This window comes from Streptomyces sp. NPDC033131 (genome assembly GCF_055578365.1).
Map to the genome: position 1 here is coordinate 106,349 of NZ_JBVIPA010000028.1, position 24,370 is coordinate 130,718.

23 protein-coding genes are annotated in these 24,370 nt (G+C 69.3%); 12 read left to right on the top strand and 11 right to left on the bottom strand.

Going from position 1 to position 24,370, the window contains the following annotated elements; all coding sequences use genetic code 11:
• Window positions 1–29 precede the first annotated feature (29 nt).
• The 6 genes from ACZ5XS_RS30415 to ACZ5XS_RS30440 form a co-directional block, all read right to left on the bottom strand.
• Window positions 30–665 carry a pentapeptide repeat-containing protein gene (locus ACZ5XS_RS30415; RefSeq protein WP_468656658.1) on the bottom strand — a complete coding sequence of 212 codons (636 nt, stop codon included), beginning with the start codon at window positions 663–665 and terminating at the stop codon, window positions 30–32.
• Window positions 646–3,033 (bottom strand): hypothetical protein, encoded by a 2,388-nt coding sequence (locus ACZ5XS_RS30420; protein ID WP_468656660.1) that lies wholly within the window; start codon window positions 3,031–3,033, stop codon window positions 646–648. The genes ACZ5XS_RS30415 and ACZ5XS_RS30420 overlap by 20 nt, the downstream gene beginning before the upstream one ends.
• Before the next feature lie 47 nt (window positions 3,034–3,080).
• Entirely contained in the window at window positions 3,081–3,437 is a 357-nt protein-coding gene (locus ACZ5XS_RS30425; RefSeq protein ID WP_468656662.1) for a DUF6507 family protein, read from the bottom strand.
• Between the two features lie 131 nt (window positions 3,438–3,568).
• Window positions 3,569–3,883: a pore-forming ESAT-6 family protein gene (locus ACZ5XS_RS30430; RefSeq protein ID WP_217242168.1), complete on the bottom strand. Its 315-nt coding sequence runs from the start codon at window positions 3,881–3,883 to the stop codon at window positions 3,569–3,571.
• A gap of 57 nt (window positions 3,884–3,940) precedes the next feature.
• Complete coding sequence (locus ACZ5XS_RS30435) at window positions 3,941–4,267, bottom strand: hypothetical protein (protein WP_217242169.1); 327 nt, start codon at window positions 4,265–4,267, stop codon at window positions 3,941–3,943.
• 158 nt (window positions 4,268–4,425) lie between these two features.
• The gene (locus tag ACZ5XS_RS30440) at window positions 4,426–5,613 is read right to left on the bottom strand and encodes a SpoIIE family protein phosphatase (RefSeq protein WP_468656664.1); all 1,188 of its coding nucleotides are present in this window, start codon (window positions 5,611–5,613) and stop codon (window positions 4,426–4,428) included.
• 162 nt (window positions 5,614–5,775) lie between these two features.
• On the opposite strand from ACZ5XS_RS30440, the gene ACZ5XS_RS30445 reads away from it, so the two are divergent.
• Window positions 5,776–7,005 carry a GNAT family N-acetyltransferase gene (locus ACZ5XS_RS30445; RefSeq protein WP_468656666.1) on the top strand — a complete coding sequence of 410 codons (1,230 nt, stop codon included), beginning with the start codon at window positions 5,776–5,778 and terminating at the stop codon, window positions 7,003–7,005.
• A 7-nt stretch (window positions 7,006–7,012) separates the two neighbouring features.
• Here ACZ5XS_RS30445 and ACZ5XS_RS30450 read toward each other — a convergent pair whose 3' ends face one another.
• Both ACZ5XS_RS30450 and ACZ5XS_RS30455 read right to left on the bottom strand, forming a co-directional pair.
• Window positions 7,013–7,822, bottom strand: a complete 810-nt coding sequence (locus ACZ5XS_RS30450; RefSeq protein WP_468656668.1) for an Fpg/Nei family DNA glycosylase — start codon at window positions 7,820–7,822, stop codon at window positions 7,013–7,015.
• A 110-nt stretch (window positions 7,823–7,932) separates the two neighbouring features.
• A complete protein-coding gene (locus tag ACZ5XS_RS30455) occupies window positions 7,933–8,418 on the bottom strand; it encodes a ribose-5-phosphate isomerase (RefSeq protein ID WP_468656670.1) in 486 nt (161 codons plus the stop codon).
• A gap of 228 nt (window positions 8,419–8,646) precedes the next feature.
• On the opposite strand from ACZ5XS_RS30455, the gene ACZ5XS_RS30460 reads away from it, so the two are divergent.
• Window positions 8,647–10,086: an amino acid permease gene (locus ACZ5XS_RS30460; protein WP_468656672.1), complete on the top strand. Its 1,440-nt coding sequence runs from the start codon at window positions 8,647–8,649 to the stop codon at window positions 10,084–10,086.
• Window positions 10,087–10,195: 109 nt separating this feature from the next.
• Here the strand turns inward: ACZ5XS_RS30460 and ACZ5XS_RS30465 are convergent, their stop codons facing one another.
• A complete protein-coding gene (locus tag ACZ5XS_RS30465) occupies window positions 10,196–12,292 on the bottom strand; it encodes a serine/threonine-protein kinase (RefSeq protein ID WP_468656674.1) in 2,097 nt (698 codons plus the stop codon).
• A gap of 187 nt (window positions 12,293–12,479) precedes the next feature.
• On the opposite strand from ACZ5XS_RS30465, the gene ACZ5XS_RS30470 reads away from it, so the two are divergent.
• Window positions 12,480–13,202: an LPXTG cell wall anchor domain-containing protein gene (locus tag ACZ5XS_RS30470; protein WP_468656676.1), complete on the top strand. Its 723-nt coding sequence runs from the start codon at window positions 12,480–12,482 to the stop codon at window positions 13,200–13,202.
• A gap of 68 nt (window positions 13,203–13,270) precedes the next feature.
• On the opposite strand, the gene ACZ5XS_RS30475 is transcribed toward ACZ5XS_RS30470, so the two are convergent.
• Complete coding sequence (locus ACZ5XS_RS30475) at window positions 13,271–13,849, bottom strand: biotin transporter BioY (RefSeq protein ID WP_468656678.1); 579 nt, start codon at window positions 13,847–13,849, stop codon at window positions 13,271–13,273.
• A 468-nt stretch (window positions 13,850–14,317) separates the two neighbouring features.
• Between ACZ5XS_RS30475 and ACZ5XS_RS30480 the strand changes: the two genes are divergently transcribed.
• From ACZ5XS_RS30480 to ACZ5XS_RS30515, 8 genes are all read left to right on the top strand, one after another.
• A complete protein-coding gene (locus tag ACZ5XS_RS30480; protein WP_468656680.1) occupies window positions 14,318–15,619 on the top strand; it encodes an ROK family protein in 1,302 nt (433 codons plus the stop codon).
• Window positions 15,620–15,863: 244 nt separating this feature from the next.
• On the top strand, window positions 15,864–16,928 hold the full coding sequence (locus ACZ5XS_RS30485; protein ID WP_468656682.1) for an ABC transporter substrate-binding protein: 1,065 nt from the start codon (window positions 15,864–15,866) through the stop codon (window positions 16,926–16,928).
• Entirely contained in the window at window positions 16,925–17,776 is an 852-nt protein-coding gene (locus ACZ5XS_RS30490; RefSeq protein ID WP_468656684.1) for an ABC transporter permease, read from the top strand. Before ACZ5XS_RS30485 ends, ACZ5XS_RS30490 begins: the two co-directional genes overlap by 4 nt.
• Window positions 17,752–18,486, top strand: coding sequence for an ABC transporter ATP-binding protein (locus ACZ5XS_RS30495; protein WP_468656686.1), 735 nt, complete (start codon window positions 17,752–17,754; stop codon window positions 18,484–18,486). Before ACZ5XS_RS30490 ends, ACZ5XS_RS30495 begins: the two co-directional genes overlap by 25 nt.
• Entirely contained in the window at window positions 18,483–19,826 is a 1,344-nt protein-coding gene (locus ACZ5XS_RS30500; RefSeq protein WP_468656688.1) for an LLM class flavin-dependent oxidoreductase, read from the top strand. The genes ACZ5XS_RS30495 and ACZ5XS_RS30500 overlap by 4 nt, the downstream gene beginning before the upstream one ends.
• A gap of 12 nt (window positions 19,827–19,838) precedes the next feature.
• The gene (locus ACZ5XS_RS30505; RefSeq protein WP_468656690.1) at window positions 19,839–20,735 is read left to right on the top strand and encodes a TauD/TfdA dioxygenase family protein; all 897 of its coding nucleotides are present in this window, start codon (window positions 19,839–19,841) and stop codon (window positions 20,733–20,735) included.
• Window positions 20,736–20,847: 112 nt separating this feature from the next.
• Entirely contained in the window at window positions 20,848–22,221 is a 1,374-nt protein-coding gene (locus ACZ5XS_RS30510) for an amino acid permease (RefSeq protein WP_468656692.1), read from the top strand.
• A 125-nt stretch (window positions 22,222–22,346) separates the two neighbouring features.
• Window positions 22,347–22,988, top strand: coding sequence for a superoxide dismutase (locus ACZ5XS_RS30515; protein ID WP_468656694.1), 642 nt, complete (start codon window positions 22,347–22,349; stop codon window positions 22,986–22,988).
• Window positions 22,989–23,113: 125 nt separating this feature from the next.
• Here ACZ5XS_RS30515 and ACZ5XS_RS30520 read toward each other — a convergent pair whose 3' ends face one another.
• The gene (locus ACZ5XS_RS30520) at window positions 23,114–23,887 is read right to left on the bottom strand and encodes an SAM-dependent methyltransferase (RefSeq protein WP_468656696.1); all 774 of its coding nucleotides are present in this window, start codon (window positions 23,885–23,887) and stop codon (window positions 23,114–23,116) included.
• A gap of 144 nt (window positions 23,888–24,031) precedes the next feature.
• Between ACZ5XS_RS30520 and ACZ5XS_RS30525 the strand changes: the two genes are divergently transcribed.
• Complete coding sequence (locus tag ACZ5XS_RS30525; RefSeq protein ID WP_468656698.1) at window positions 24,032–24,265, top strand: hypothetical protein; 234 nt, start codon at window positions 24,032–24,034, stop codon at window positions 24,263–24,265.
• Window positions 24,266–24,370: the final 105 nt, after the last annotated feature.

Sequence of the window (24,370 nt, forward strand, 5' to 3'; positions counted from 1 at the left end):
CTGCCGATGTTCTGGCGAAGCACCGGCGCCTACTTCCGCACGTCGATGACGCGCACGTTGCCACCCTTGCTGCGCAACCACTCCTCGAGTTCACTGCCGGACAGCTCTCGAGGTCCCGTTTTCTCGACAACGACCGCTGGCCCGAAAACGGTTCCGCTCATCGCTTCGATCTTCGTGTTCGCGTCCAGTGTGACTTGGAACGAATTCTCATCGAAAACAGAGTCACGGAGATCAGCTGAACGAAAATCGACACCCAGCAGCGATGATCCCATGAAATGAGTGCCACGACAACTTGCGCCTGAAGCGTTGACGTCATAAAGCGAAGCTTTCACCAGGTTCGCAGCATCCAGAACCGCGTCTCTCAGAATGGCATCATCCAGATTGACCCGCACAAGGGAAGCGCTCGTGAGATCTGCTCCGGTGAGGTCCGCTCCCTGGGCATCCGACCGATACAACTCCGCTTGGACAAGGCGAGTGTTGATGAGCTTCGCGTCGGTGAACCATGACTCGGAGAAGTTACCGTACGAGAGGTCCGCACCGCTGAAGTCAAGCCCTACGGCATCGAGCCCGCCCTCTCCTTCGAGCCACTCGCGCAGCCTCTGGGCAGCGGTCTCGTTCCGCGGCAATCCGACGGGGGTCCACCCATTACGGGTACCAGATGACATCGTCTCCCCAGCCATTCTTTTCAACGATTGACTTCACGTCGTCGATCGCCGCCTGATTCGCGTTTCTGAGGTCCAGGATGACAATTCGCCCCTTCGCGACGATCTGCTCATGAAGCTTGTTGACCCATCGCCCGTTGTTCACCGGATCATACGCACCGCGGAACGGCTGCGACTTGTCGCGAACGTTGTTGAACGGCGGCCAGTCCGAATGCACTCCCTTGATGTCATAGTATCGGCCAGTACTCGGCGAGTAGAACTCACCGCGGTCCGCCTCAGTGGGCCGCTGGATGTCGTCGGGTAGCCGCTGCTGCTCCCGAAGATCGAGGCCCACACGCCCCTCGTCCTTCGATGGTTCCGATATGCCGCCATTCTTGTCCGGGTCGCGCTGCAAGGCATCGAAATCTTCTGGGCTGCGCTGTTCGACCTCATCCAGATGCTGCCAGTGTGCCGCACGTTCTTCCGGCGTCATTTCGGGCAACGGGTCGTTTCCGCGGGGGAGGTCCGGTCCCGTCCCCGCATCGGGGCCATTCGGCCGGGCACCACTGGTGGACGGGCCGTCATGGCCACCAGTGGTGGGTCCATCACTGTGGCCACCGGTCGTCGGCTGCTCGTTGCCGCCACCGGGGATCTCGTGCCCGTTTCCAGCAGGCGTGTCAGCGTGATCACCACTGTGTTCACCGCCATGACCGGTCGGCGGTTCATGACCGGCGGACGGGCCCGCACCATGCTCGTGCGCTGTTCCTCCGGGCAGGTGGTCGCCCGCGCTGCCGCCAGGGAGATCGCCTCCGGCGTGGACGGCGGGCACGTCGCCGCCCGCGTCCACCGCCGGTGCGGTGGGCACGTCCTCCCCGATCCGCCCCACGTCGCCGAGGTCGCTGCCCAGGCGGACGTGCTGGCCTGCCTGTTCGGCAGCGTGCGCGCCCGCGCCCACCAGCGCCGGCTCCTTCACCGGGGAGTCGACGCGGGGGACGTCCGCCCCCGACGCCGGGTTGCCCGACGCCGGCCTGTCCACCACGTCCGTGGGTGCGTTGTCGACGTTGTCGACCACGTTGCCCTGGTTGTCGAGGAGGTTGCCGTTCCGGTCCATGTACTGGGCCGGGGAGCCGTCCACGCTCGGCAGTTTCGTCGTGCCCGCGGGAAGGACCGGGGTGTCGTCCGGGAGTTTGATGTTGCCGTCGGGGAGCCGGGTCGCGCCGTCCGGGATCGTGGCGCCCTCGGGCAGGTTCACCGTGCCGTCGGGGAGCTTGACCGCACCCTCGGGGAGAGTGAACGCGTTCTCGGGCAGGGTGGGGATGTCGATGTTGCCGACACCCTTCAGCGCCGCGCTGATGTCGCCGATCTTCGACAGACCCGCGCCCGCGCCCTTGGCGATGTAGGTCATCGGGTCGATGACCTTGCCCGCCTTGCCCGCCGCCGACAGCACCTTCGCCGCGGCGCCCGCCTTGCCGGCACCCGCGACACCCGCACCGGCGCCACCCGTGAAGACCGTGGTCAGAACGTTGAACGTGACCGCACCAGCCGCACGACCGGGGTTCTTCCCCCACTCGTCCCACGCCACCAGCGCCTTGCCGGTCTCCTTCATCGCGGTGCGCGAATCACGGATCCAGGCGGGGAGTTTGTCGTCCGGAAGCGCCCAGAACAGCACCTGCGCGCCCGGCATCATGCTGAGAGTCAGGCCGGTCGCCAGCTGCGCCAGACCCTTCCACGCCTGGCCCATCGCGTCCCAGCCGCCGAATCCGACCAGCGTCCCGAGGCCCTTGATCGTGCCCCAGACGCCGTCGACGATCAGGCCGTCCCACACGAACGACTTCACCCAGTGGCCGACCTCGTACCAGTGATGCTTCTCCTCAACCGGGTCACCCCAGGGAAGCTTCGCGTTCTTCATGTCGTCCGCGGAGAAGCCGTGCTGGTCCTTGCGCTCCGAACCATCGCCGGCGACCATCTGCGTCCCGCCCCACAAGGCGGTGATCTTGTTGTGGCAGGTCCGTTCCGCAGCCCAGAACGCCGCCACCGTCGCGGTGATGTCGTCCCGGATCTGGTTGTGCTCGTCGACCTTGTCCTCGTCGTACTCCCACTCGTCGTCGTCCTTGACGGACCCGACGAACGCCGTCGCGTCCGCCTTCAGCCGCTTCAGTTTGTCGACGAGGGGGCGGATCTCCGTCGCGTACGACGACAGGGCGGAGGACACCGTCTCCAGGTCGTCGGCGAAGGCGTCCGCGCGGTCCTTGACCGGCTTCGTCGTCGCGAACAGCTGCTCCGCGTCGGGAGCGGTGTAGTACGCCGACAGGCCCTGGAACCGGGAGTGCACGTCCCCGCCGGTCTTGCGAACGTTGCCCGCGTCCTTCTTCAAGTCCGCGTAGTCGGTCACCAGTTGCGGCAAGTTCCCTGTGAACTGGGGAATCTGCGCCGGCTGGATCACCGCTTGCCGACCCCCGGCATGTCCACCTTCGGCGCGGACAACGCGTTGCGCTGCGCCTCCGCCGCCATCTCCTCATCGCCCTTCAGATAAGCCGTCGTCGCGTCCACCGCACCCTGCAACGACTTGCCCGCCCGCGCCGCGACGAACTGCAGATCCTTCGACGCCCGCTCCGCGAACTGCGACAACGCGAGGGCGACCAGACCACCCGCGGCCTTCTCGCCACCCTCGCCGCCGCCACCCCCGCCCTCGGCGGAGATCGTGCCCGCGCTCGTCGCCGCCGACGTCAGATGCTCACCGAACGCCTTCGCGTGCTTCTCCAGGTCCGACGCGGTCTCACCCGTCGTCTTCAACACACCGGAAATACCCTGCGGCTTGAGATCCCAGCCCGACACAACAGCCCCCGTATTCCGAAGTTCCCACAGTCCAACAGACCTGCAGAGCCCTACGGCCCTACTGCTCTACACCCTGCCTACGACAAGCTCACTCAGCCGATGTTGTCGACCGCGGCCTTGGCCCGCTGGATGGTCGACTGCGCCGTACCGTCGTTCTTCTCCAGCGTCGACTTCAGCAACGCGACGATGTTCTTCACCTCGTTGGAGGCGTTGGTCCACCGCTGCTCCTTGCCGTGGTACTCCTCCGCCACACCGTCAGCCGTGAAGTCGGCCATCGCCGTCTTGACCTGACGGTCACGGTTACCGATCACCTCCTCGAGACGACCGATCACCACCTGAATGTTCGACTGAGCATCAGCCGACGCACCCGTGTCGTACGAACGACGATCCGCGTTGGCACCCGCCATCACACACCACTCCCCGAGAGTTGGAACAAAGCCCGCACCGAACGAAAGAGACCAGCCTCAGCGGAAACGCGCCGCATCGAAGTTCGCGGCACCCATCTGCTGCTTCGCGTTGTCACCCTGCTCCTGGTCACCGGAACTGAACGCCGTGTCCATCCCCGACTGACCACCCAGGATCGCCGACAACGACCCGTTCAGATCCGCCGTGATCCTGTCCGCCTGCTGCTTGAACTGGTCGAACATCGCCCGGCCCGTACCGTTGAACTTGCCCTCCAACGGCGTCGCCGCATCCACCAACTGCCGGATCAGCGAGCCGAGATCATCACTCGACCCCCGCGAATCACGCTGCAGATTCGAGAGCGTCTGCGCGCCCATGTCGAACTTCATCACGCCTCCCCCGTCGGGTCCTTCGGGTCCTCATCACCACATCGTGTGCATTACATCTCTACCAACTCCCTGATCGCCCATGCAATCGGGAGCCGACGGTAGTTACAGAGGCAGCACAAACCCATGACCCAGACATGAGCACACATGCGGACAAAGGGTCAGTGAGCGGAGGTTGCGGACGACGCCGTCGGCCCCTCGCGGCAGATCAGCAGCAGCGCCCGGTCGTCGTTGACGTCCTTCGCGACCGCTTCGATCAGGTGCCAGGCCGCGCCGTGGAAGCCGCCGGCGACATAGCGGTCGGCCTCACCGGTGAGGCGGTCGATGCCCTCGACGATGTCGCGGTCGGACGTTTCCACCAGACCGTCTGTGAACAGCATCAACACGTCACCCGGGCGCAGCGAGCCCTTCACGGGGTCGAACTGGGCGCCGTCGTACACACCCAGCAGCGGGCCCTCGGCGGCCTTCTCCTCCCAGCGGCCGCTGCCCGCGCTGAGCTGCAGGCCCGGCGGGTGGCCCGCGGAGTACAGCTCGTAGTCACCCGAGTCGAGGTCCAGGACGAGGTGGATCGACGTCGCGAAGCCCTCGTCCCAGTCCTGGCGGAGCAGATAGCCGTTCGCCGCCGGCAGGAACGCGTGCGGGGGGAGAGAGCCGAGCAGCCCGCCGAAGGCTCCGGACAGGAGCAGTGCGCGCGAACCCGCGTCCATGCCCTTGCCGGACACGTCCGTCAGGACGACCTCCATCGTGCGGCCGCCGTTCGTGCGGGCCGCGACAACGAAGTCACCGGAGAACGACTGGCCGCCCGCCGGGCGCAGCGCCATCTCCCGGTGCCAGCCCTGCGGCAGCTGCGGCAGCTTGCTCTGGACGCGGATGCGTTCGCGCAGGTCGAAGAGCATGGTGCCGCCGCGCCGCCAGGGCACGCCGACGCGGCTGCGGAACTGGGCGATGAGGAGACCGAAGAACCCGCACGCGGCCACCACGAGGACCACGCCCGGGGTGACCCTGGACGGGCCCTCCGTGTACGGCCCCAACTGCACCGACTCCACGATCAGCGCGGTCGCCGCAGCCGCGTACAGGCTCAGCAGGCTCGCCGGGCGCAGCAGCAGGCCGCCGGCGACGATCGGCAGGACCAGGGCGGCCGGTGAGCACCACACCGAGTTGGCCAGTGTCGTGGCCGCGATCAAGGGAACGGTGACGAGCAGGCCGGCCAGCGCGACCCAGTCCGAGCCGTCGCCGCGGAAGTAGTCGACGGCACTTCTGCGCATGCCGACGCGGACCCGGTGCCACTGCATCTTGCACCGGGCCGCGAACGTCTCGGCTTCCGCGCGCCGCTCTCGTCCTGCTGCCATTAGTTCGGGACCCTATCCATCGGACCAGGTGCTTGGCACGGGAGGTCCCACTTGTCCCCCGTCCGAGGCTCAACTTCACAGTGAACTTCACAGATCGCCATCGTGGCGCCATCAAGGCGAAAATCCCTGGCCCGTCCCGCAATGCCCTGGTAGGCATGGTTCATGGCGACTGACGTGCGGGTACTGCGGCAAAGCGACTGGGACCAGTGGTACGACAACTTGATCCGTGCCTTCGGCGGGGTTCCGGAGTCGCCCGAGGAGCGGGAGCTGTGGCGCTCGCTCACGGAGACCGACCGTTCTGTCGGTGTCTGGGACGGTGACGCGTGTGTGGGCACGGCGGGGGCGTTCAGCTTCCGGCTGACGGTGCCGGGCGGCGCCGCGGTGCCTGCGGCCGGCGTGACCATGGTCAGCGTGGCCGCCACGCACCGGCGGCGCGGGGTGCTGCGCTCCATGATGCGGCGGCAGCTGGACGACGTACGGGAATGGGGCTGGCCGCTGGCCGTCCTGACGGCGTCGGAGCCCGAGATCTACGGCCGGTTCGGGTACGGCGCGGCGACGCACTGCGTGAACGTGGAGGTCGACACGGCGCGCGTCCGGCTGTCCGTACCGGCCGGCACCGATGACGTACGCCTGCGGTACGCCGCGCCGGCCGACGTGCTCGACGTGTGCGAGGCGGTGTACGCGCGCAAGGTGTCCGGGCGGCCCGGGATGCTGGCGCGGCTGCCCGGGTGGGAGCGGGTCGTGGTGCTCGATCCGGAGAGCGGCCGGGACGGGGCGTCACCGCTGCAGTGCGTGGTGGCCGAGCGGGCCGGTGAGGTCGTGGGGTATGCGCGCTTCCGGGTCAGGCCCGCGTGGGACGCCACGGGCCCCAAGGGCGTCGTGGCCGTGCAGGACGCGGAAGCCCTGGATCCGGCGGCGTATGCGGCGCTGTGGCGGTTCCTGTTCGGGATCGACCTGACGTCGACGCTGACCGCGCAGGGACGGCCGTCGGACGACCCGTGGCTGTCCATGGTGTCCGACATCCGGCGGTGCGGATTGCGGGTGCGCGACTCGTTGTTCGTTCGGCTGGTGGAGGTGGGCGCCGCGCTGGAGGCGCGGACGTATCAGGCGCCGGTGGACGTGGTGTTCGAGGTCGAGGACGACTTCTGTCCCTGGAACGCGGGGCGTTGGCGGCTCACCGGGGACGCGAAGGGCGCGTCCTGCGGCCGTACGACGGACGCGGCCGATCTCGCCTTGTCGGTCAGGGAGTTGGGGGCGGCGTACCTCGGGGGTGTGAGCCTGGTGTCGCTGGGCGCGGCCGGGCGGGTGCGGGAGCTGCGGCAGGGGGCGCTGGCGGAGGCGGCCGTGGGGTTCGGATCGGCCGTCGCGCCCTGGCTGCCGCACGGCTTCTAGGCCGGCCTCAGGGTTTTTGGCAGGTGGGGCACCAGAAGAGGTTGCGGGCGGCGAGATCGGCGGTGCGGATCTCGCCGCCACAGATGTGGCAGGGCAGGTTGGCCCTGCGGTAGACGTAGACCTCGCCGCCGTGGTCGTCGACGCGCGGCGGGCGGCCCATCGCCTCCGGGGTGTGTTCCGGGCGGACGGTGTCGATGCGGTTGTTGCGGACGCCCTCGCGCATGAGGTCGACGAGGTCCTGCCAGATCGCGTCCCACTCGGCGGGGGTGATGCTGCTGCCGGTGCGGTACGGGTCGACGCGGTGCCGGAAGAGGACCTCGGCGCGGTAGACGTTGCCGACGCCGGCGACGACCTTCTGGTCCATGAGCAGGGCGGCGATCGTCGTTCGGCTGCGGGAGACGCGCCGGTACGCGGCCTTCGGGTCGGCGTCCGCGCGGAGGGGGTCGGGGCCGAGGCGGACGTGTATCGCGTCCTTCTCGGTGTCCGTGATCAGGGCGCAGGTCGTCGGGCCGCGGAGATCGACGTACGACGTGCTGTTCGCGAGCCGGAGACGGACGGTGTCCGTGGGCGGGGGCGCCGGGGCCGGGCCGAAGGTGACCTTGCCGAAGAGGCCCAGGTGGATGTGGATCCACTCACCGGCACGGAAACCGAGGAACAGGTGCTTGCCGTGGGCCTCGGTGGCGGTGAGTTCCGTACCGGTGAGGAGGGCGGCGGAGTCGGTGAACTTGCCCTGGGGGCTGGTCACCCGCGGTGCGGTGTTCTTGAAGGCCGCGGCGTAGTCCTGGGCCAGCCGGTGAATCGTGTGCCCTTCCGGCACGGTGCGGTTCCTTTCCCTACCCCTGGGGCTCCGCCCCAGACCCCGCCAGGGGGCTCCGGGCATATGCCCACCCACCACCCGACTCGGTGGGTAGACAGGTGCCGTAGCGCCTACTGCTGCGGGTGGTGCGCCGGGATCGGCGGCAGGTCGCCCGTCGTCTCGTAGTCGGCCAGCATCTCGATGCGGCGGATGTGACGCTCGTCACCGGAGAACGGCGTGTTGAGGAAGGTCTCGACGAACTTGGTCGCTTCCTCCTGGGTGTGCATGCGCGCGCCCACCGCGACGACGTTCGCGTTGTTGTGCTGCCGGCCGAGGGCGGCCGTCTCCTCGCTCCAGGCGAGGGCCGACCGCACGCCCTTCACCTTGTTCGCGGCGATCTGCTCGCCGTTGCCGGAACCGCCGATGACGACGCCGAGGGCGCCCGGGTCCGCGGCCGTCCGCTCGGCGGCACGGAGGCAGAACGGCGGGTAGTCGTCCTGGGCGTCGTAGATGTGGGGACCACAGTCGACCGGGTCGTGGCCCGCTTCCCTGAGCCACTGGACGAGGTGGTTCTTGAGTTCGAGGCCGGCATGGTCGGAGCCGAGATACACGCGCATGGGACGAGTGTGACACGGGCGTTTCCGGGCAGCAGCCCGGGGGGCCGATCCCGAAAACTGTGGGCAACACTACAGAACCTCAGGAAAAGCTCAAGTAAAAATCCGAAATCAAAGGTTCACCAATCCCTTTACCTACGATTCACTGGACCAACCCGTACGCCGCTCGTACGGACCCGCACTTCCCCCCGTGCGGGATGAGCTCACCCGGCGCAAAGGAATCCCCCTCCTATGACCTCGCAGCCGACCCTTCCCAAGACTGGTCACGACCCCGGAGCCCCCGGCGAACCCGGAAGCGGCCTCCAGGCGGGACTCAAGAACCGCCATCTCTCGATGATCGCCATCGGTGGTGTCATCGGTGCCGGACTCTTCGTCGGATCCAGCTCCGGCATCGCCACCGCGGGCCCCGGCATCCTCCTGTCGTACGCGCTCGTCGGCACGCTCGTGGTGCTGGTGATGCGAATGCTCGGCGAGATGTCCGCCGCCAACCCGACCTCGGGCTCGTTCTCCGCACACGCCGACCGGGCGCTCGGGCCCTGGGCCGGTTTCTCCATCGGCTGGCTGTACTGGTTCTTCTGGGTGGTCGTCCTCGCGGTGGAGGCCACCGCCGGCGCGAAGATCCTCGAAGGGTGGATACCCGCCGTACCGCAGTGGGGGTGGGCCCTCATCGTGATGGTGGTGCTCACCGCCACCAACCTGGTGTCCGTCGGGTCCTACGGCGAGTTCGAGTTCTGGTTCGCCGGGATCAAGGTCGTGGCGATCGGTGCGTTCATCGTCATCGGCGGGCTCGCCGTCTTCGGCGTGCTGCCCGGCGTCGACAGCGACCAGGCCGGGCTCGGCAACCTCACCGACCACGGCGGCTTCCTGCCCAACGGGCCCGGCGCCATTCTCACCGGTGTGCTGCTCGTCGTCTTCTCCTTCATGGGCAGCGAGATCGCGACCCTCGCGGCCGGCGAGTCCGAGGACCCGCAGCGGGCCGTGACGAAGTCGACCAACAGCATCATCTGGCGTATCGGCGTCTTCTACCTCGGCTCGATCTTCGTCGTCGTGACGCTGCTGCCGTGGGACGCCAAGTCCATCCAGGACGACGGCTCCTACGTCGCCGCCCTCGACTCGCTCGGCATCGCGCACGCCGGCCAGATCATGAACTTCATCGTGCTGACGTCGGTGCTGTCCTGTCTCAACTCCGGGCTCTACACGGCCTCCCGCATGGCCTTCTCGCTGGGTCGGCGCGGTGACGCGCCGAAGGCGTTCGCACGGGTCAACAGCCGGGGCGTGCCGATGGCGGCGATCCTCGCGTCGGTCGTGTTCGGCTTCGTCGCCGTCTTCTTCAACTACCTCTCCCCGGACAAGATCTTCCTCTTCCTGGTCAACTCCTCCGGTGCGGTGGCCCTGTTCGTCTGGCTGGTCATCTGCTTCTCGCAGCTGCGCATGCGGAAGATCATCCAGGCCGAGGCGCCGGAGAAGCTCGTCGTGAAGATGTGGCTGTACCCCTACCTCACCTGGGCCACGGCCGCGCTGATCGTGTTCGTCCTCGGCTACATGCTGACCGACACCGAGCACGACGGCCGCCAGACCGTGGTGTTGTCGCTGCTGGTCGCGGCGGGCGTGATCGCCATCGCCTTCGTGAAGGAGAAGATGAAGGGCGAACGCGCGGTCACGAAGGTCTGATCGCAGCCCGTGAACGACGGAGGGGCCCGTGCGCCGTAAGGCACGGGCCCCTCCGTCGTGTCCCACGCGCCTCTCGCAACACGTCTCACGGCACCTCTCGTTGCGCCTCTCACAGCACTGTGAAACTGTCCCTGACCTTGCCGTACGTCCTGAGAGCCTGCGTCTCGATGTCCGGCTGGTACCAGGTGTTGATCTGGTACGACTTCCCGTTCTCGTTGAAGCCCAGCAGCCGGGCGTGCCAGGGGACGCCCTCCAGGGTGAAGGTGTACTCCCAGACGACCGCCGGGTTGCCGCGGAACGTCGTCTCCTCCAGGCGGATCTTCTGGTAGTCCCTGCCCTGGTGGGCGTTCTGTTCCGAGGTCCGCCAGGTCTCCATCAGGTCGCCGCGGGCGAGGGAGGACTTGGCGGCGAGCTCCTGTTTTCCGTCCGGGGACGTGTAGTGCACCTCGGCGCCCGTCTTGATGTCCCGCCGCCAGCCGGCCGGCGTTGCCCACGCGAACCCGCCCGCCTCCCGGTGCGCGCCCGGCGGCAGGCTCTGTGGCCTCGACGTGCCTTCGACCGTCGGCGAAGGGCTGTCGCTCCCCGGGGTGGACGCGGTCTGCGAGGCGGAGGCCGACGGGGAGCCTCCCGCCCGGTTGTCGTCCGGTGAGCCGTCGGCCGACGCGAGGACGATCGCGACGACCGCGCCCGCGGCGACCACGCCGACAGCGGCGACGAGACCCGTAGGGCGTCCCGCCCGCCGTCCGCGCCGAGGGTCCGCCGGGACGGCGGGGCCGGGCAGTTCACCGGACGGCAGGGGAAGGGGGGCCGGGGCGGGTGCGGGGCGGCGTTCGGTCTCCGTCCGGGCGCGGACGAGCGAGACGCCGGTGACGGTGGGGGCGGCGTCGATCCCGCAGAGCCCGGTGGGCTCGGCGGGTGCGGCTGCTTCGGCTGACCCGGTCGGCGGGGCTTCTCCGGCTGGTGCGGTGCCCGCGGAGTTGCCGGACGGGGTCTCGGAGCGGGTCTCCGAGCGCAGTCCGGAGGCGGCCTCGGTGGAGGCGCCGGCGGGCTGGGGAGCGAGGGCGGGCCCGGGTGCGGCTCCGGACGTCGATACGGGTGTCGCTCCCGGCGTCGGTGTGTGCTCGAGGCCCGGCATCGGTGCCGGAGCCCTGGGGTCGCGCATCGTGCGCAGCTGCCGGGTGTCGGGTGATTCCCCGGGGGCCGACGGGTGGGGTGGTGTCGCGTCCTGGATGTCCGGCCCCGGCGGTTCGGCCGTCGGCTCAGGTTCTCCTGCCCGCTCCTCATCCCTTCCGTCGACCGGCCGGCCCTCAACCGCCCTTCCCTCAGCCGGCTCCGCTTCCGGAGCCTCCTCCTGGAAGACTGCGCCCGCCTCTCCCCCGCCCACCGGCACGGTCGGTGTCGTGGGCGGCGCCGGATACGCGAGCGGGAGCAGGGACGCCTCCAGCTCCGCCAGGCCCGGGCGGACCGTCGGGTCCTTCTCCAGCAGGGCCGCCAGGATGTCCCACAACGGGCCCACCGTCGCGGGGAGTTCGGGCTCCTCGTACAGGACCGCGTGCAGGGTCGCCAGCGTGGTGTCGCGGGAGAACGGGGAGCGGCCGCCGATGGCCGCGCACAGGGTCGCGCCGAGGGACCACACGTCGGACGGCGGGCCCTGGAGGCGGCCGGAGATGCGCTCCGGGGCCATGTAGTCGGGCGAGCCGACCAGCATGCCGACCATGGTGAGCGCCTTGGCGTCCTGGATCGCGGCGATGCCGAAGTCCGTGAGCACGATCCGCCGGGCGCCGTTCTCCACCAGGACGTTGCCGGGTTTGATGTCCCGGTGCAGGACGCCCCGGTCGTGCACCTGACGCAGCGCCTGGACCAGGCCGAGTCCGAGCCGCGCCGTCTCCGGCGGGCCGAGCGGGCCCTCCTCCGCCAGGACGCGTTCGAGGGAGCGTCCGGCGACCAACTCCATGACGATCCACAGGTGTTCGCCCTCGTCCACCACGTCGTACACGCGCACGACGTTGGGGTGGTCGATCCGGGCGGTGGCCCTGGCCTCGCGCAGGGTGCGTTCGCGGCGGGTACGGGCGTCCTCGGCGTCGAGGCCGTCTATGCGCATCTCCTTGACGGCGACCTGCCGGTCGAGTATTTCGTCGGCGGCTCGCCACACCCGCCCCATTCCCCCCTGGCCGATACTCTCGACCAGGCGATAGCGCCCTGTCACCAGGAGCCCTGGAACTCCACCGCTCCTCGTATTCCCCGGCAATCCGCTGCACCCCCCCTCAATGCCTTCCGGCTGTTCCCGACTGGAACACAATGGTCACACTTCACGCCGTACCAGCATAGTGCGGAGAAATCTTGTGGTACCTCTTCAAGTACTGCGAATTCAGGCGCAGCCAAGGGGGACGAACATGAGTTCTCGTCGTGCGACGACCATCGCGGGATCGCTGGTCACGGCATCTTTCACGGTCGTGATGATCCTTTCCGGAACCGCCGGTGCGGAGGACCAGGGGCCCGGAAGCAGCAAGGGGGGAAAGGCCGTTGACGAGGCGCCGGCCGGCGTGAAGCTGACCACGCTGCTGCCCGAGAAGATCTCGGTGGACAACAGCTCGCAAGAAACCGACATCACCGCCACGGTGAAGAACGAGGGGACCAAGGACAGCGGAAAGATCAGGCTTTTGGTCGTCGGTTTCGACGGCCTTTCGGTCAAGGACGTTCAAGGCTGCTCTCCGATCGACGAAAAGGATCTGCCGGAGGGCTCGAACAGTGGATTCGCCTGCCCCGTCGACAATCTCGCGGCCGGACAGTCGAAGTCGTACGCCGTGGACGCGACATTCGATCTCGGCAAGACCGGGAAGATCTGTCTGCCGGTGCAGACCGGCGACGGAACGAAGACGTTCTGGCAGCAGGGACCGGTTCCGTTCGGTACGACGAACCCGTCGCCGAACGCCCCGGCCACCCCGCTGCTGCTCGGCACCGACAACAAGCCGGTCGGCCCGGGTGGCGACGAGCTGCCGAAGACCGGATTCGAGCGTCATGTACTGCCGTTGGGGGCGGCGGGCACGGCGCTGATGGCCGCCGGTGCGGCAGGGCTGTGGTGGTCGCAGCGGCGGCCGAAGCAGATGGGGAGCTAGGGCGCGCAACAGAAGGAGGCATGACCTGACAGCATCAGTCAGGTCATGCCTCCACGTGACCAGGAAGGTCAGCGCTTGACGAGCTTCCAGGCGGAGGGCAGCAGGCCCATCGCCAGGGCCGCCTTCACGGCGTCGCCGATCAGGAACGGGGTCAGGCCGGCCGCGATCGCGGCGGACACCGAGAGGTCGGCCGCGTAGGCGAGGTACGGGACACCGACGGCGTAGATGACCGCCTCGCCCACGAGCATGGTGCCGGCCATGCGGAGCATCGAGCGGTCGGCACCTCGGCGGGCCAGGGCGCCCACGACCGTGGACGCGAGGATCATGCCGAGGATGTAGCCGAAGGACACGGAGACCCCGGAGGTGCCGTTCGCGAACCACGGCACCCCGGCGAGACCGGCCAGCGCGTACACGACGAGCGCGGAGAGGCCACGGCTCGCGCCGAGCGCCGTGCCGACCAGCAGCGCGGCGAACGTCTGACCGGTCACCGGCACCGGAGAGCCCGGCACGGGCACCGCGATCTGGGCGGCGAGGCCGGTGAGCGCGGCACCACCGACCACGAGGGCCACGTCCCGGACACGGGAGGCGGGGAGCAGGTCGGCAAGGACCTGTCCCGGGCGGGCGGGGACGGCGGCAGCGGTGCTCATGGGGACTCCGCGAGATGGTGTGGGCACGGGGGACTTGGTGACGCTATCCCAGCGCCCTCGAGTCGATCACCGTCAGCGCCCGACAAAGGGGGGAACACGGGATTGGTGGGCTCCGGACAAAGGATGCGGGCTACACCGGCCATGAGGTGATGCCGGTCACTGAGGTGACGTGGTGGGGGATACGAAGGGGCGGCGAGCCGGATCTGTCGGGTCCCGCCAACCAGATGCGCGGCGTGGACACCCGTCGTCTCGCCCGTCGGTCGCCGTCTGGGCAGCGCGGGACCGTTTTGCTAGCTTCGGGCGCATGGTTGCCCAGGCCCGGAACTTCTCGTCGCGTCGCCACGTCGACCTGCGACGCGTGGGCACGGCCGTCTGTCGCCGCCGCTGAGTCGGGGCGGGCGGAGCGGATCCGTGCGCGTCGACTCATGAGTCGGCGCACTGTCGGACCCGTTCCCGAGGATGACCCCCATGCCCCGTACCGCGGCTGCACACCCTCCTGCCTCCTCTTCGCCCCGCACTTCTTCGTCCCGCACCTCTTCGCCCCGCACTTCTTCGTCTCCCTCGTCTTCGTCTCCCGCGTCCCCGTCTGCTGTCTCGTCGATTCCGCGTGCCGCCGATCCCGACCGGCGCCGGACCAGTGCCAGCGTCGTGCTGCGCTCCGTGCTGGAGCACGGGCCGGTCGCGCGCAGCACCATCGCCCGGCTGACCGGGCTGTCTCCGGCGTCGGTGACCGACTACTGCGCCCGGTTCGCGCGGCTCGGTCTGATCCGTGAGGCCGCAGTGCCCCGGCAGTCCAAGGGGGTGGGCCGCCCTCATGTGCCCGTCGACCTGGACGACTCCCGGTTCGTTGTGGGTTCGGTCCATGTGGCCGTGCCCTACACCACGGTCGCGCTGCTGGATCTGCGCGGCCGGGTGGTGGCCGAGCGGCGGCTCAGGCACACGGCCGGCGCTGTGGAACCCATGCCGGTGCTGGCGCGGGCCGCCGACGGGCTGCGGGCGCTGCTGGCCGGGGCTCCGGGGTGCCGGGCGCTGAGCGCCGGTGTGGCGGTCGGCGGCTGGGTGGACCGGGACTCCGGGACCGTGGTCGCGCACCCGCTGCTGGGCTGGCGGGATGTGCCGGTGCGGGACGTGGTCGGCGCACACACCGGGCTGCCGGTCCATGTGGACGGACATGCGCGGGCGTTGGTCAACGCGGAGCGGTTGTTCGGGCGGGCGCGCGGCAGCGGCAGCGTGCTGCACCTGTTCGTCGGCAACGTGGTCGACGCGGCGTTCGCCACCCACGACGAGGTGCACCACGGGCCGCGCAGCCAGGCGGGTGCCATCGCGCACCTGCCGGTGCCGGGCGGCACGGAGGCCTGCGCGTGCGGGCGCACCGGCTGCCTCCAGGCCGAGTTGAGCGAGCGCACGCTGTGCCGGCGGGCGCGGCAGGCGGGTGTCACCGACGGCGTGAACCCGATGCACGTGGTCGCCGCGGCGGCCGACGGCGACCTGGCCGCCGTACGGCTGCTGGTGGACCGTGCGCGTCGGGTCGGGCGGGCGGTCGGGCTGCTGCTCGACGTGCTCAATCCGGAGACCGTCGTCGTCACCGAGATCGGCGTTCTGCATCGCGCGGACTGCCTTTCCGCGCTGCGGGACGAGGTCGGGGCGGAGCGGGCCGCGGCCGTGGTGCCGACGAGTTTCGGGGATTCCGTGCTTGCCGTGGCGGGCGGATCAGTGGCTCTGGACGTGCTCTACCGGGATCCGCTGGGCGCCTCACCTGAGCGGAATTAATTCAGAAACGCGGAATGTTGACAGGGCCGGTCCGAGGGAAGGAACATCCTGGTCATGAGCTGTCGCACCCTCTGTTGCTGACGCGTTGCCGCGCTTGAAGCGCGCGCCCACCTCTCTTCCTGCGTGAATTCCCTTGTCGGGCCTCGGCGTTTCCCCTGCCCGGAATCGCGCGCGTTTCCCTTCACTTCACGCTTCACGTCTCGCTTCACTTCTCGCTTCACTTCTCGGCTTACGGAGTCCTCCCATGCCCTCCCCACCCACGCCCGGAATCGACCGACGGCTCTTTCTCACCTCCCTGCTCGGCGTCTCCGCCGCTGCCGCCGGCCTCAGCGGCTGCGCGGGCAGCAGCGCCGCGGCCTCGAAGACGTCCCTCTCCGAGCCGCTGGCGAAGACGGTCCCCGCCGGCACCAGCCTGAAAATCGCCTCGTACCAGAACGTCCAGCAACTCCAGTTCAAGCTCGCCGGGTTCGACGACCTTCCGTTCAAGGTGAGCAGCTGGGCGAACATCGGCGCCGGACCCGACGTCATCAACGCCTTCCGCGCCGGATCCCTGGACGTCGCCAACAACGCGGGAATTCCGCCGATCCAGGCGCAGTTCCAGGGCTACGACGCGAAAATCGTCGCGATCAACATCACCCGCAAGCCGAACTACCTCTTCGCCACCAAGCCCGGCAGCGACATCCGCTCGGTCGAGGAATTCAAGGGAAAGAAGCTCGCCTTCTCGCAGGGACAGGCCCAAGGTGTGGTACTCCTGCGGGCGTTGAAGAAGGCGGGGCTGGCGTACGACGACGTGAAACTCGTGCCGTTGACCAGCAACCAGTTCCTCACGGCACTGCAGTCGGGCCAGGTGGACATCGCGCCGCTCGCCAACCAGCAGGCGCCCGCCTATCTCCAGCAGTACGAGTCCAAGGGCGCCCACGCCATCACCACGGACGTCGTGGACCTGCTCAACCTGCTGTGGGCGCCGGCCTCCGTGCTGTCCGACTCCGCCAAGGCCGCCGCGGTCGCCGCGTACGTCCCGTACTGGGCGAAGGGCCAGGTGTGGCAGTACGAGCACCCGGACGCCTGGAACGAGGAGTTCTACGTCAAGACGCAGAACCTGAGCCTCGCGCAGGCACGGTCGATCACCGAACTCGCCAACAAGCCTCTGTTCCCGCCGAGTTGGGACGAGGCCGTGAAGTGGGAGCAGGAGACCGCCGATCTGCTGGCGGAGGGCGGCTTCGTGAAGAAGCTCAAGGTCGACTCGCTCTTCGACCGGCGTTTCGAGGGCATCGCGGCGAAGTCCGTACCGGCGGAGTACCGGAGGTGAGCGCCACCGTGACCACGACCGCCACCGCGCCCGTCACGCCGACCGAGGCCGGCAGTCCTCAGGTCCGCCGGCGCCGCCGCCTCTCCCCCGGCCGCCGGCTGCCCGCGACCCGCCTCCTCGGCCCCGCCCTCGTCCTCGCCCTGTGGGCCGCCGCCTCCGCCGCCGGACAGCTCGACCCGGGTGCGATCCCGGCGCCCTGGACGGTGCTGGAGAGCGGCGTCCGCCTGTGGACCGACGGCACCCTGCCCCACGACATCCTGACCTCGCTGCAACGCGCCGGATCGGGCTTCGCGATCGGCCTGACCGCGGGCATCGCCCTGGCCCTGGCCGCCGGTCTCAGCCGGACCGGCGAGGCGCTGATCGACGGGTCCGTGCAGCTCAACCGGGCGATCCCGACGCTCGGCCTGATCCCGCTGTTCATCCTCTGGCTGGGCATCGGCGAGACCTTCAAGGTGGCGATCATCGCGATCGTCGTCTACATCCCGATCTACCTGAACACGCACTCCGCGCTGTCCGGCATCGACCACCGGTACGTCGAGCTCGCCGAGGTCCAGGGCCTGTCGAGGTACGCCTTCATCCGGCGGATCGTCATCCCCGGCGCCCTGCCCGGCTTCTTCGTCGGGCTGCGGCTCGGGGTGACCGGCTCCTGGCTGGGCCTGGTCGTGCTGGAGCAGATCAACGCCACCAGCGGGCTCGGCTACATGATGTTCCAGGCCCAGAACTACGGCCAGACGGACGTCATCCTCGTCGGCCTGGTCGTCTACGGCATCTTCGGCCTGATCTCCGACAGCGCGGTCCGTCTGATCGAACGGAGGGTGCTGTCATGGCGCCGCACGCTGAGCAACTGACCCGCCCGGCCGTCCAGCTCCGGGGCCTGAACAGGTCGTTCGACGGGCGCACGGTCCTCGACGACATCGACCTCGACCTCCCCGCCGGACAGTTCACCGCCCTGCTCGGGCACAGCGGCTCCGGCAAGAGCACGCTGCTGCGGGCGGTCGCCGGCCTCGACCACGAGGTGGCGGGGAGCGGTCGGCTGACGGCCCCGTCCAGGGTGTCCGTGGTCTTCCAGGACTCCCGGCTGCTGCCCTGGCAGCGCGTCCTCGACAACGTCCTGCTCGGTCTCGACGGCAAGGAGGCGGACCGGAGGGGCCGCGAGGCCCTGGCCGAAGTGGGCCTGAAGGGCCGCGAACGGGCCTGGCCGAACGAGCTGTCCGGCGGCGAGGCGCAGCGCGCCGCCCTGGCCCGCTCCCTGGTCCGTGAGCCGGAGCTCCTGCTGGCCGACGAGCCGTTCGGTGCCCTGGACGCGCTCACCCGGATCCGGATGCACGTCCTGCTGAGGGAGCTGTGGGAACGCCACCGCCCCTCCGTGCTGCTCGTCACCCACGACGTGGACGAGGCGATCGTGCTCGCCGACCGGGTCCTCGTCCTCGACCAGGGCCGCATCGGCCTCGACCTGACCATCGACCGCCCGCATCCGCGCTCGTACCGCGATCCGCTGCTCGGCGAGTACCGGGAGCGGCTGCTGGCCGCCCTCGGCGTGACGGAGGACCACAAGTGACCACCAGACAGCTCCACCTGAACGCGTTCCTGATGAACACCGGCCACCACGAGGCGTCGTGGCGGCTGCCCGAGAGCGACCCGTACGCGCACGTGGACCTCGCCCACTACGTCCACCTCGCCCGGATCGCCGAGCGCGGCACGTTCGACTCGCTGTTCCTCGCCGACGGACCGCAGCTGTGGGGCAACCTGGCCCAGCGGCCCGCCGGCGCCCTGGAGCCGCTCACTTTGCTGACCGCCCTGGCGACGGCCACCGAGCACATCGGCCTGATCGCCACCGCCTCCACCTCCTACAACTCCCCCTACAACCTGGCCCGCAAGTTCGCCTCGCTCGACATCATCAGCGGCGGCCGGGCGGGCTGGAACATCGTCACCACGGCCGGTGCCGAGGCCGCCCGCAACTTCGGTCTCGCCGCCGAGCCCGCGCACGCCGAGCGCTACGCCCGCGCCGCCGAGTTCCTCGAGGTGGCCCTCAAGCTGTGGGACAGCTGGGAGGACGACGCGATCGTCGCCGACAAGGCGTCCGGCGTCTGGGGCGACGACACGAAGGTCCATCCGCCCCGGCACCAGGGGACGTACTTCAGCGTCGAGGGCGCCCTCAACGTGCCGCGCACCCCGCAGGGTTACCCCCTGCTGGTGCAGGCGGGGTCGAGCGAGGACGGAAAGCGCTTCGCGGCACGGTACGCGGAGGCCGTGTTCACCGCCCAGCAGACCATCGAGGACGCGCAGGCCTTCTACGCGGACCTCAAGTCCCGTACGGCGGCGGCCGGCCGCGACCCGGACCACATCAAGGTGCTGCCCGGCATCGTCCCGGTGATCGGGTCGACGGAGGCGGAGGCCCGGAAGAAGGAGCAGCTCCTCGAGGACCACATCGTGTACACGCACGGAGTGGCCCGGCTGGAGAGCCTGCTGCAACTGGAGCCGGGAACACTGGAGCTGGACGCCCAGCTCCCCGCCGACCTGCCGCCGGAGAGTGCCATCGAGGGAGCCAAGAGCCGCTACACCCTCATCGTCGGGCTCGGCCGGCGCGAACGCCTCACCGTGCGGCAACTGGTCGGGCGGCTCGGCGGCGGCCGCGGGCACCTCACCTTCGCGGGCACACCCGAGCAGGTCGCCGACGCGATCGAGACGTGGTTCACGCAGGGGGCCGCCGACGGCTTCAACATCATGCCCGCGGTGCTGCCCTCCGGCCTCGACACCTTCGTCGACCACGTCGTCCCGATCCTGCGCACCCGCGGCCTGCTCCGCACGGAGTACGGCCCGCGCCGGACCCTGCGGGAGCGATACGGGCTCCCACGCCCCGCCAACCAGTACGTCACGCCCGCACTCGCCCGAGTCTGAAAGGACCCGCACATGTCCGACATCCGGATCCGCAAGGTCACCGCGAACATCGGTGCACAGATCTCCGGCGTCGACCTCGCCAAGCCCCTCGACGAGGAGACGGTCGTCGCCCTCCGCGACGCGCTGAACACCCACAAGGCCCTGGTCTTCGACGACGTCGACCTCGACGACGAGGGCCAGCAGGCCTTTGTCCGGCACTTCGGGGACATCACCACCGCCCACCCGACCGTGCCGTCCGTCGAGGGCGTACCGAACGTGCTGCCCGTCGACAGCGAGCGGGGCCGCGCCGCCAACAACTGGCACACGGACGTCACCTTCGTCCTCAACCCGCCGCAGGCGAGCACCCTGCGCAGCATCACGGTCCCGCCGTACGGCGGCGAGACCCTGATCGCCAGCTCGGCCGCCGCCTACCGTGATCTGCCGCAGCCGCTGCGGCTGCTGGCCGACACGCTGTGGGCCGAGCACACCAACGACTACGACTACGCCGTACCGGAGGAGACGGTCGACGAGGCGCAGGCCGCCGCACGCGCGCAGTTCACGTCGATCAAGTACCGCACGGCCCACCCGGTGGTCCGTGTCCACCCGCTGACCGGCGAACGCGGCCTGTTCATCGGCGGGTTCGCGCAGCGTCTGGTGGGCCTGTCGGTGGGCGAGTCCCGCAGGATCCTCGACCTGCTCCAGGCGTACGTGACCCGCCCGGAGAACGTCCTGCGCCACCGCTGGTCGGAGAACCAGCTCGTCCTGTTCGACAACCGCATCACCCAGCACTACGCCATCGACAACTACGACGGCCTGCCCCGCCGCCTGCACCGGGTGACCGTCGCCGGTGACGTGCCGGTGGGCGTGGAGGGCAAGGAGAGCTACGTGATCGAGGGGGACGCCTCGCACTACACCTCCGTGGCGGCGTAACCACGCTGCGTGGCACGGGCGTCCGCATGCTGGGCGGTCTCTCCTTCCGGCCGGAGAGGCTGCCCAGACTGTGGGCGTTTTGCCCATCTCACGCACTGGACGAGCCGCGCCCATGCCCAGCACCACCACGAAGACGCCCCCCACGGACGTCTCCCTGTCCCACGGCCTCAAGCAGCGCCACCTGTCGATGATCGCCCTCGGCGGTGTCATCGGCGCCGGCCTGTTCGTCGGCTCCGGCGCCGGAATCGCCGCCGCCGGTCCGTCGATCGTCATCGCGTACGCCCTCTCCGGCATCCTCGTGATGCTGGTGATGCGGATGCTCGGTGAGATGTCCGCCGCCTACCCCTCCTCCGGTTCCTTCTCCGCGCACGCCGAGCGCGCGATCGGTCCCTGGGCCGGTTTCACCGCCGGCTGGTCGTTCTGGGTCCTGCTCTGCACGGCCGTGGGTCTGGAGGGCATCGGCGCGGCGAAGATCGTGACGGGCTGGCTGCCGGGCACGCCGGAGTGGGCCTGGGTGGCGCTGTTCATGCTGGTCTTCTGCGGCGCGAACCTCGCCGCGGTGAAGAACTTCGGCGAGTTCGAGTTCTGGTTCGCGGCCCTGAAGGTCGGCGCGATCACCCTGTTCCTGGTCCTCGGCGTCCTGGCGATCGCGGGTGTCCTCCCGGGCACGGACGCGCCGGGCACGTCGCATCTGAGCGACTTCCTCCCCCACGGCGGCGAGGGCCTGGTCATCGGCCTGCTCGCCTCGGTCTTCGCGTACGGCGGTCTGGAGACCGTCACCATCGCGGCGGCCGAGTCGCAGGACCCGGTCCGCGGTGTGGCGAGCGCGGTCCGTACGGCGATGTGGCGCATCGCGCTCTTCTACATCGGCTCGATGGCGGTCATCGTCACCCTCGTCCCCTGGGACTCGAAGGCGGTCGTCGAGAAGGGCCCGTACGTGGCCACGCTCGACGAGCTCGGCATCCCCGGCGCCGGCCAACTGATGAACGTGGTCGTCCTCGTGGCCCTGTTGTCCGCGATGAACGCCAACATCTACGGCTCCTCCCGCATCGCCTACTCCCTGGTCGAGCGCGGCCAGGGCCCCCGGGCGCTGGGCCGGGTCTCGGGCGGGGTCCCCCGCGTCGCGGTCCTCGCGTCCTGCGTCTTCGGCTTCGTCTGCGTGCTCCTGAGTCACTGGCGCCCCGACGACGTCTTCCCCTGGCTCCTCAACATGATCGGCGCGGTCATCCTCGTCGTCTGGATCTTCATCGCCCTCTCGCAGCTCCGGCTCCGCCGCCGTCTGGAGCGGGAGAATCCGGGGAAGCTCGCGGTGCGCATGTGGGCGTTCCCGGTGCTGACGTGGGTGGCACTGGCCGGGATGGCGACGATCTTCGTCCTGATGGCGCGGGAACCGGACACGCGGGTGCAGTTGTACTCGACGGGCGGGATGACGCTGGTCCTGGCGGTCGTCGGGTACGCCTGGCAGCGGGCGCGCGCGAGGAGCTGACGCGCCCCTTCGCCGGCAGAAGGCCCTCACGTGCGACACGTGGGGGCCTTCTTCTCGCCCGGCCCTTCTTGTTGATAGCGTGCAGTTGCAAGTTATTTGCAATAAGAGGTTCGAGGGGACCCCGCATGCCCGTGTACACGCTGCCCGAACTGCCCTACGACTACGCCGCGCTCGCCCCCGTGATCAGCCCCGAGATCATCGAGCTGCACCACGACAAGCACCACGCCGCCTACGTGAAGGGCGCGAACGACACGCTGGAGCAGCTCGCGGAGGCGCGGGACAAGGAGCAGTGGGGGTCGGTCAACGGCCTGGAGAAGAACCTGGCCTTCCACCTCTCCGGGCACATCCTGCACAGCATCTACTGGACGAACATGAGCGGCGACGGCGGCGGCGAACCCCTCGCCACGGACGGCGTGGGCGGCCTGGCGGACGCCATCACCGAGTCGTTCGGCTCCTTCGCGGGGTTCAAGGCGCAGTTGACCAAGGCTTCCGCCACCACTCAGGGCTCCGGGTGGGGCGTCCTCGCCTACGAGCCGCTGAGCGGCCGCCTCATCGTCGAGCAGATCTACGACCACCAGGGCAACGTGGGCCAGGGCTCGGTGCCGATCCTCGTCTTCGACGCCTGGGAGCACGCCTTCTATCTCCAGTACAGGAACCAGAAGGTCGACTTCATCGAGGCGATGTGGCAGGTCGTCGACTGGCAGGACGTGGCCCGCCGTCACGAGGCGGCGAAGTCCCGGGCGGATGTCCTGCTCCTGTCCTCCTGACCCCTTTCACTATGAGCGTCCTGCCTCGTGATCGTCTTCTCACCTTTCACACGGCAGGCGGAATGACGAGGAGCCCCCGCGAGGACGTGACTCGCGGGGGCTTCCTCGTCGTCGGCGGGCAGGATTCAGGGCTTGCGGGCCAGGCCGCCGTGCTGGCCGATCGGGGCGGGGGCGGTGCCGTCGGGGCGCCACAGGGGTACCGACACCACGCCGGGGTCGACCAGGTCGAGGCCGTCGAAGAAGGCGGCGATCCGGTCGACCGGGCGCAGGAAGTAGGGGACCGCGCCGGTCTCGTTGTAGGCGTCCTGGGCCTGTTCGTAGTCGGGGTCGGTGCCCCGGGAGCCGTCGTTGACGCAGAGGTAGCTGCCGGAGGGGAGGCCCTCCAGGAGGCGGCGGACTATGGTGCGGGCCCCGTCGTAGTCGGCGACATGGCCGAGGATGCCGCTGAGGATCAACGCGGTGGGCCGGGTGAGGTCGAGGGTCTTCGCGGCGGCGCGCAGGATCTGCTCCGGCTCGAAGAGGCTGATGTCCTCGTACGCCGTCGCGCCCTCGGGCGTGGACGTGAGCAGGGCGCGGGCGTGGGCGAGGACCAGCGGGTCGTTGTCGACGTAGACGATCTTCGACTCGGGGGCGAGGCGCTGGGCGACCTCGTGGGTGTTGTCGACGGTGGGCAGGCCGGTGCCCACGTCGAGGAACTGCCGTACGCCGGCCTCCTGCACCAGGTACCGGATGCTGCGGCCGAGGAAGGCGCGGCTGCTGCGGGCGATGGTGACGATCCCGGGGAAGACGGCGGTGTAGGCATCACCGGCCAGCTCGTCCACCGGGTAGTTGTCCTTGCCGCCGAGCCAGTAGTTCCAGATCCGGGCCGAGTGCGGCACCGACGTGTCGATCTCCGTCATGTGCCCATGGTGCTACGGCACGTCCGGGTTCGCACGGCTAATCGAGTGAGAGAAGTGCGGCAAAACCGTCGGACTTCACGAGCCCCGGTGAACACGCGGCTCACAGGGGCAGCGGAATGCGAGGTTTCGCGCGATCGTGGCGGAATGCCCAAGGAGAAGATGCTCCCCTGCCACACCTGCGGTACCTACCAGCCGCACCGGCAGCCGAAGGACGACCGGGAGCGGCAGATCATCCGCACACTGAAGCAGCTGAAGCCCCGCACCTACGTGGAGGACTACTGGATCTGCGTCAGCGACGAACGGGACTGCCGCAACATCCGCCACCGGTGGAACGCCAAGCCGCTCCACCCGCCGGAGAAGATGCCCGAGCCGGAGTGAGCCCGCCGGGGGCCTTAGGGGTCCTTTCACTATGAGCGTCCGATCAGGTCGCGTGGTCTGGTGCCGTGCATCGCAAGGCGCCGGAGCGGCCTCGATGGGGGTCCC

What these genes read in the sequence shown, in the direction of transcription:
- ACZ5XS_RS30520 (WP_468656696.1), bottom strand. Translation starts at nt 23,887, where the DNA reads ATGACGGAGATCGACACGTCGGTGCCGCACTCGGCCCGGATCTGGAAC.
- ACZ5XS_RS30510 (WP_468656692.1), top strand. Translation starts at nt 20,848, where the DNA reads ATGCCCAGCACCACCACGAAGACGCCCCCCACGGACGTCTCCCTGTCC.
- ACZ5XS_RS30470 (WP_468656676.1), top strand. Translation starts at nt 12,480, where the DNA reads ATGAGTTCTCGTCGTGCGACGACCATCGCGGGATCGCTGGTCACGGCA.
- ACZ5XS_RS30515 (WP_468656694.1), top strand. Translation starts at nt 22,347, where the DNA reads ATGCCCGTGTACACGCTGCCCGAACTGCCCTACGACTACGCCGCGCTC.
- ACZ5XS_RS30485 (WP_468656682.1), top strand. Translation starts at nt 15,864, where the DNA reads ATGCCCTCCCCACCCACGCCCGGAATCGACCGACGGCTCTTTCTCACC.
- ACZ5XS_RS30480 (WP_468656680.1), top strand. Translation starts at nt 14,318, where the DNA reads ATGCCCCGTACCGCGGCTGCACACCCTCCTGCCTCCTCTTCGCCCCGC.
- ACZ5XS_RS30445 (WP_468656666.1), top strand. Translation starts at nt 5,776, where the DNA reads ATGGCGACTGACGTGCGGGTACTGCGGCAAAGCGACTGGGACCAGTGG.
- ACZ5XS_RS30495 (WP_468656686.1), top strand. Translation starts at nt 17,752, where the DNA reads ATGGCGCCGCACGCTGAGCAACTGACCCGCCCGGCCGTCCAGCTCCGG.
- ACZ5XS_RS30435 (WP_217242169.1), bottom strand. Translation starts at nt 4,267, where the DNA reads ATGAAGTTCGACATGGGCGCGCAGACGCTCTCGAATCTGCAGCGTGAT.
- ACZ5XS_RS30440 (WP_468656664.1), bottom strand. Translation starts at nt 5,613, where the DNA reads ATGGCAGCAGGACGAGAGCGGCGCGCGGAAGCCGAGACGTTCGCGGCC.
- ACZ5XS_RS30475 (WP_468656678.1), bottom strand. Translation starts at nt 13,849, where the DNA reads ATGAGCACCGCTGCCGCCGTCCCCGCCCGCCCGGGACAGGTCCTTGCC.
- ACZ5XS_RS30415 (WP_468656658.1), bottom strand. Translation starts at nt 665, where the DNA reads ATGTCATCTGGTACCCGTAATGGGTGGACCCCCGTCGGATTGCCGCGG.
- ACZ5XS_RS30455 (WP_468656670.1), bottom strand. Translation starts at nt 8,418, where the DNA reads ATGCGCGTGTATCTCGGCTCCGACCATGCCGGCCTCGAACTCAAGAAC.
- ACZ5XS_RS30460 (WP_468656672.1), top strand. Translation starts at nt 8,647, where the DNA reads ATGACCTCGCAGCCGACCCTTCCCAAGACTGGTCACGACCCCGGAGCC.
- ACZ5XS_RS30525 (WP_468656698.1), top strand. Translation starts at nt 24,032, where the DNA reads ATGCCCAAGGAGAAGATGCTCCCCTGCCACACCTGCGGTACCTACCAG.
- ACZ5XS_RS30505 (WP_468656690.1), top strand. Translation starts at nt 19,839, where the DNA reads ATGTCCGACATCCGGATCCGCAAGGTCACCGCGAACATCGGTGCACAG.
- ACZ5XS_RS30430 (WP_217242168.1), bottom strand. Translation starts at nt 3,883, where the DNA reads ATGGCGGGTGCCAACGCGGATCGTCGTTCGTACGACACGGGTGCGTCG.